Origin of the sequence: Streptomyces beijiangensis, assembly GCF_017315755.1 — a bacterium.
GTDB classification, from domain to species: Bacteria; Actinomycetota; Actinomycetes; order Streptomycetales; family Streptomycetaceae; genus Streptomyces; species Streptomyces beijiangensis.
Map to the genome: position 1 here is coordinate 1 of NZ_JAFLRJ010000346.1, position 6135 is coordinate 6135.

Sequence of the window (6135 nt, forward strand, 5' to 3'; positions counted from 1 at the left end):
CCCAGCCGGCCACGGCGACCAGCACGCCGGCGTCCCCGACCCCCTCCAAGTCCGCCTCCGCGAGCCCCTCCCCGACGTCGACCCGTCCGCCGGCCCCCGCCTCCACGGTGGCCAAGCCGACGATCGTGACGCGGGCCGGCTGGGGTGCCGACGAGACGATCCGCGAGGCGGGCGACCCCACCTATACGGACAAGATCAACGCGGTCTTCGTCCACCACACCGACACCGCGGCGGTGTACGACTGCAAGGACTCGGCGTCCATCGTGCGCTGGGTGTACACGTACCACGTCAAGAGCAACAAGTGGCGGGACGTCGGCTACAACTTCCTGGTCGACAAGTGCGGCACGATCTTCGAGGGCCGTTACGGCGGCATGGACCTGCCGATCATCGGCGCCCACACGTACGGCTTCAACACCCGCTCCACGGGCATCGCCGTCCTCGGCTCCTTCCCTGACGACAAGGGCGCCGCGACCGCGATCAGCACTTCGATGCTGGGTTCGGTGGCCGCGGTGGCAGCCTGGAAGCTCGGGATGTACGGAGTGGCTCCCAACCCCTCCACCAAGACCGCGACGCTGGTCGAGGGCGCGAGCGACAGCCCGCCCTTCGTCCTGAACAAGACGTACAGCTTCCTCCCCATCTCGGGTCACCGCGACGGCTTCGCCACCGCCTGCCCCGGCATCAACCTCTACAACAAGCTGCCGACGATCCGCGCGTACGCGGCGGGCCCGGTCGCGGCGCCGACGCTGACGGTCTCCCCCACGTACACCAAGGGTGCGGCGACGGTCAGCTGGGCCACCTCCACCCCGACTGCCGTGATCAAGGGCTTCGAGGTCCTGGTGGACGGCAAGCCGGTCGCCACGGTCAGCCGCAGTACGCGCTCGGCGGCGATCACGGTGGCCGCGGGCAAGCACTCGGTCCAGATCCGCGCGACGCACATCAACGGCAAGACGTCGCTTTCCGCGGCCGCGTCGGTCACCGGTGACGTCACGAAGCCGACCTTCCCGACGCCTCTGGATGTACGCCTCCGCGGCGGAACGCTCAGCTCCACCTCGATCCCGGTGGCGTTGACCTGGAAGGCGGCCGACAACGCGTCCCTCAAGTCGGTGGCGGCCACCGCTCCGCGCGCGGCCTCGTTCGGCCCGACGGTGACCTCGTGGGGCACCACGGCGAAGCCGGCGTCGGCGGTCACGTACACCCTCAAGGCGACGGACGCGGCGGGCAACTACCTGACCACGTCGGTCTCCCGTACGGCAGTGATCACGCAGGAGACGTCGGCGACCAGGTCGGGCACCTGGGCGACGAAGAAGTCGACCAGCTACCTGGGCGGTGCTTCGTACTCGTCCGCCACCAAGAACGCGGCGCTGACCTGGACGTTCACCGGCCGCTCTGTGGCCTGGGTGGTCTCCAGGGCGGCGACCTCCGGTCAGGCGTATGTGTACGTCGACGGGGTCAAGATCACCACGGTGGATCTCAAGTCCTCGACGACGCTGTACCGCCAGGCGATCTGGACCAAGACCTGGTCCACGAGCGCCAAGCACACGGTGAAGATCGTCGTGGTCGGCACGAGCGGCCGTCCGACGGTGACGACGGACGGTATCGCGTACGTGAAGTAGCGGCACCGGTACGACGGCGGAGGCCGGGGAGCGCATCACGCCCTCCCCGGCCTCTGCCGTTCTCCGGCGCCGCGCACGGCGCACAACGCACGGCGCACGGCGGCAATACCTTGGACAATATTGTTGACAATCTTGTTGCCCTAGATTTAGGTTCGACAGGCACTCACTCAGGGAGGGCAAACGATGCCGGACCAACCCCGTTCGAGCACCGGAGAGCAAGCCAAACAGCAGGCTCTGACGCAGCTCAGGCAGTCGATCATGCGAGGCGACATGGCACCGGCCCAGCGGCTGGTGGAGAACGAGCTCGCCGAGCAGTTCGGTGTGACACGGGCCAGCGTCAGAGCGGCGCTGATCGATCTGGCGGCCGAAGGACTCGTCGAGCGGATCCGTAACCGCGGATCGCGGGTGCGGGTGGTGACGGTCGAGGAAGCGGTGGCCATCACCGAGTGCCGTATGGCCCTGGAAGGGCTGTGCGCGGCCAAGGCGGCCATCGCCGCCAGCGACGCACAGCTGGCCCAACTGGCCGACGTGGGCGCGGCGATGACCAAGGCGGTCGACGACGGCGAACCGGTGACGTACTCCGAACTCAATCACCAACTGCACTCCCTGATCCGGGAGTTCTCCGGCCAGCCGGTGGCCGTGGGACTTCTTGAGCGGCTCAACGGGCAGCTGGTGCGCCACCGTTTCCAGCTCGCGCTGCGACCGGGGCGTCCCCAGCAGTCCCTGGGCGAACACCTGGCCATGATCGAGACGATCACGTCCAGGAACCCGCAGGCGGCCGAAGAGGCCGTCCGTGCCCACCTGGCGGGCGTGATCGACGCGTTGCGCGAGTAGTACTCACGCTCGGGTGGTGGGCCAACTTTCCTGTCCAGCAAGGAGATTCAGCCCATGACAGACGGCAAGGCGCCCACCACCCCACGATCGACCCTGGTCGTCACCGCGCACGCCGGGGACTTCGTCTGGCGGGCCGGCGGAGCCATCGCGCTGGCCGCGTCCCGCGGCGAGAAGGTCACCGTCGCGTGCCTGACCTTCGGCGAGCGCGGCGAGTCCGCCAAGGCGTGGCGCGAGGGCAGGAAGCTGGACGAGATCAAGGCGCTGCGCCGGGACGAGGCCGAGCGTGCAGCCGCCGCCCTGGGCGCGGAGGTCCGCTTCTTCGACGCCGGGGACTACCCGCTGACCGCCACCCCCGGACTGACCGACCGCCTGGTCGCCGTCTACCGCGAAACCCAGCCGGACGTCGTCCTCACCCACCCGGCCGAGGACCCGTACAACGGCGACCACCCGGCCGCCAGCCGCATGGCGCTGGAGGCCCGCATCCTCGCCCAGGCGATCGGCTACCCGGGCGAGGGCGAGATCATCGGCGCCCCGCCCGTCTTCCTCTTCGAGCCGCACCAGCCGGAGATGAGCGGCTTCAGGCCCGAGGTCCTGCTCGACATCACCGAGGTGTGGGACACCAAGCGCAGGGCCATGGAGTGCCTGGGCGCCCAGCAGCACCTGTGGGAGTACTACACGGATCTCGCGGTACGCCGCGGTGTGCAGCTCAAGCGCAACGCGGGCCCGAACCTCGGCCTGGCGCACACGACCATGGCCGAGGCGTACATGCGCCCGTACCCGCAGATCGCGAGGGAGCTGGCATGAGCGGCGCGAGCGTGATCGTCACCAATCCTCCGAAGGCAGCGACGAAGGACGTCGACGCGCTGTCCGGCTACGGCACCGCCACGGTCTCCGAGGCGCTCGGCCGCACCGGCAGCTTCGGCCTGGGTCTGCGGCCGATCCAGCAGGACGTACGGATAGCGGGCACCGCGGTGACCGTCCGGTGCTGGCCCGGCGACAACCTCATGATCCATGCGGCGGTGGAGCAGTGCGGCGAGGGCGACATCCTCGTCGTCACCACCACATCGCCGTGCACGGACGGCCTGTTCGGCGAACTCTTCGCCACCGCGCTGAAGGTGCGCGGGGTACGAGGCGTGGTGATCGACGCGGGCATACGCGACACCTCCGAACTGCGCGCGTCGGGCTTCCCCGGCTGGTCGGCCGCGGTCTCCCCGCAGGGCAGCGTCAAGGCCACCGGCGGCAGCGTCAATGTGCCGGTCGCCATCGGCGGGCAGGTCATACGCCCCGGTGATGCGATCGTCGCCGACGACGACGGCGTGGTGGTCGTCCCGCGCGAGCGCGCCTCGGTGGCCGTGGCGGCCTGCGAGGCGCGCGAGGCGAAGGAGGCGGCGGCCCGGTCGGCTTTCCAGCAGGGCCAGTTGGGCCTGGACCGCTACGGACTGCGCGAGACGCTCGTACGCCTCGGAGTCCAGTACCAGAGTTACGAGGAGTACACCGCCGACGGGACACGGCCGTGACAGCACCCACCGAGATCCGCTGCATGCTGATGCGCGGCGGCACCTCCAAGGGCGCCTACTTCCTGGCCGGCGACCTGCCCGCGGATCCTTCCGTACGGAAGGAACTGCTGCTCCGCGTCATGGGCAGCCCCGACCCGCGCCAGATCGACGGGATCGGCGGCGCGCACCCGCTCACCAGCAAGGTCGCGGTCGTCTCCGCCTCCCCCGCGCCCGAAGCGGATGTCGACTACCTCTTCCTCCAAGTGAGCGTGGCCGAGGCACAGGTGTCGGACCGTCAGAACTGCGGGAACCTCCTCGCGGGGGTAGGGCCCTTCGCCGTGGAGCGCGGCCTGGTCCCGGCCGGGGACGCGCGCACATCGGTCCGTATCCGGATGCTCAACACCGGCGACCTCGCCACCGCGAGCTTCCCCACCCCGGGCGGGCGTGTCTCGTACACCGGCGGCGCCAAAATCTCCGGTGTGCCGGGGACAGCGGCGCCGGTGGTGATCGAGTTTCCGCAGGGGGCGGGACCGCTGCTGCCCACCGGCAGGGCGGTCGACCTCGTCGGCGGTACGCCGGTGACCTGCGTGGACAACGGCATGCCGACGGTCCTGATCGCCGCATCCGGCCTGAGGATCACCGGTTACGAGGACCCGGCCGACCTTGAGCAGAACCAGGACCTCCGCACCAGACTGCACGAACTCCGCCTGGCGGCAGGTGAGTTGATGGGCCTGGGTGACGTCCGTACGACAACCGTGCCCAAGCTCACTCTGCTGGCCCCGCCCCGGAACGGCGGGGCGGTCACCACCCGCACGTTCATCCCGGTGCGCTGCCACACCTCCATCGGCGTCCTGGGCGCGGCGAGCGTAGCCGCCGGGCTGCGTATCCCAGGATCGGTCGGCGAGGGCATCGCGCAGCTGCCCTCAGCGGGCTCTCAGGGAGGGCTGGTACGTATCGAGCACCCCACCGGATTCCTGGACATCGAGACGGAGATCGCGACCGGCCCCCCGCCCGTGGCCCGCCGCACGGCCGTCGTCCGCACCGCACGCAAACTCTTCGACGGCACGGTCTTCCCCCGCCCCGCCGCCGAAACCGAAGCCGCACCGCACCCCTGAAGGAGCCGCACATGACACCGCCGCTCGGCGACATCGCCCATCTCGGCCATGTCGAACTGCTCACCCCCGACCTCGAAGGCAGCGTCCGGTTCTTCACGGAGTATCTGGGCCTGACCGAGAACGGCGGCTCCGGGGACTCGGTCCACCTCCGCACCTGGGACGACTACGAGCACCACAGCCTGACCCTCACCCCCCACACCACCTCGGGCATCCGCCGGACCGCCCTGCGCACCTCCAGCGAGGACGCCCTCCAGCGCCGGGTCAAGGAGATCGAGGCGAGCGGCCGTCCTGGCCGCTGGGCAGAGGACGAACCGGGCATCGGCAAGCTGTACGTCACCTCCGACCCCGACGGCCACGAGATCGCCCTGTACTGGGAGAGCGAGTGGTACCAGGCCCCGCCCGAGCTGAAGCCGGGCCTGAAGAACCAGCCACAGGCCAAGCCGGGCCACGGCGTCGGCGTGCGCCGCCTGGACCACGTCAACTTCCTCGCCGCGTCGGTCGAGCCCAACGGCGACTTCATCCGCAAACAGCTCGGCGCGCGCCCCACCGAGCAGATCCGCCTCGACGACGGCCGGATCGCCGCCCAGTGGCTGACCTTCAGCAACAAGTCGTACGACGTCGTCTACACCGAGGACTGGTCGGGCAGCCAGGGCCGCCTGCACCACATCGCGTTCGCGACAGACACCCGTGAGGACGTCCTGCGGGCCGCCGATCTCGCCCTGGACACAGGGGTGTTCATCGAGACGGGACCGCACAAGCACGCCATCCAGCAGACGTTCTTCCTGTACGTCTACGAGCCCGGCGGCAACCGCGTCGAGCTCTGCAACCCGCTCACCCGCCTCGTCCTGGCCCCCGACTGGCCGCTGATCACCTGGACCGAGGACGAGCGGAAGAAGGGCCAGGCCTGGGGCCTGAAGACCATCGAGTCGTTCCACACGCACGGCACCCCGCCGATCGAGGGCTGACCGAAGGCTGAGCGGGGCGCGCGACGGTGAGACTCAATCGTTTCTGAGATTGTTAACAAAAGTGTTGACGATGTTCTCGGGGGTCCATACGGTCGACCCACATCCCCCACCC

General features: G+C 69.7%; 6 protein-coding genes. All 6 read left to right on the forward strand.

The genetic code is table 11. The features are described 5' to 3' along the window. Positions 1-107: 107 nt before the first annotated feature. The 6 genes from J0695_RS30175 to J0695_RS30200 all read left to right on the forward strand — a co-directional run bounded on the left by J0695_RS30175 (position 108) and on the right by J0695_RS30200 (position 6023). Complete coding sequence (locus J0695_RS30175; RefSeq protein WP_307798809.1) at positions 108-1613, forward strand: N-acetylmuramoyl-L-alanine amidase; 1506 nt, start codon at positions 108-110, stop codon at positions 1611-1613. Positions 1614-1796: 183 nt separating this feature from the next. Continuing rightward, a complete protein-coding gene (locus tag J0695_RS30180; RefSeq protein ID WP_206967368.1) occupies positions 1797-2447 on the forward strand; it encodes a GntR family transcriptional regulator in 651 nt (216 codons plus the stop codon). A 54-nt stretch (positions 2448-2501) separates the two neighbouring features. Next, positions 2502-3251, forward strand: coding sequence for a PIG-L deacetylase family protein (locus J0695_RS30185; protein ID WP_206967369.1), 750 nt, complete (start codon positions 2502-2504; stop codon positions 3249-3251). Continuing rightward, positions 3248-3964: a 4-carboxy-4-hydroxy-2-oxoadipate aldolase/oxaloacetate decarboxylase gene (locus J0695_RS30190; protein WP_206967372.1), complete on the forward strand. Its 717-nt coding sequence runs from the start codon at positions 3248-3250 to the stop codon at positions 3962-3964. Before J0695_RS30185 ends, J0695_RS30190 begins: the two co-directional genes overlap by 4 nt. After that, positions 3961-5058 (forward strand): 4-oxalomesaconate tautomerase, encoded by a 1098-nt coding sequence (locus J0695_RS30195; RefSeq protein ID WP_307798810.1) that lies wholly within the window; start codon positions 3961-3963, stop codon positions 5056-5058. The genes J0695_RS30190 and J0695_RS30195 overlap by 4 nt, the downstream gene beginning before the upstream one ends. A gap of 11 nt (positions 5059-5069) precedes the next feature. Continuing rightward, positions 5070-6023 carry a catechol 2,3-dioxygenase gene (locus tag J0695_RS30200; protein WP_206967374.1) on the forward strand — a complete coding sequence of 318 codons (954 nt, stop codon included), beginning with the start codon at positions 5070-5072 and terminating at the stop codon, positions 6021-6023. Positions 6024-6135 lie beyond the last annotated feature (112 nt).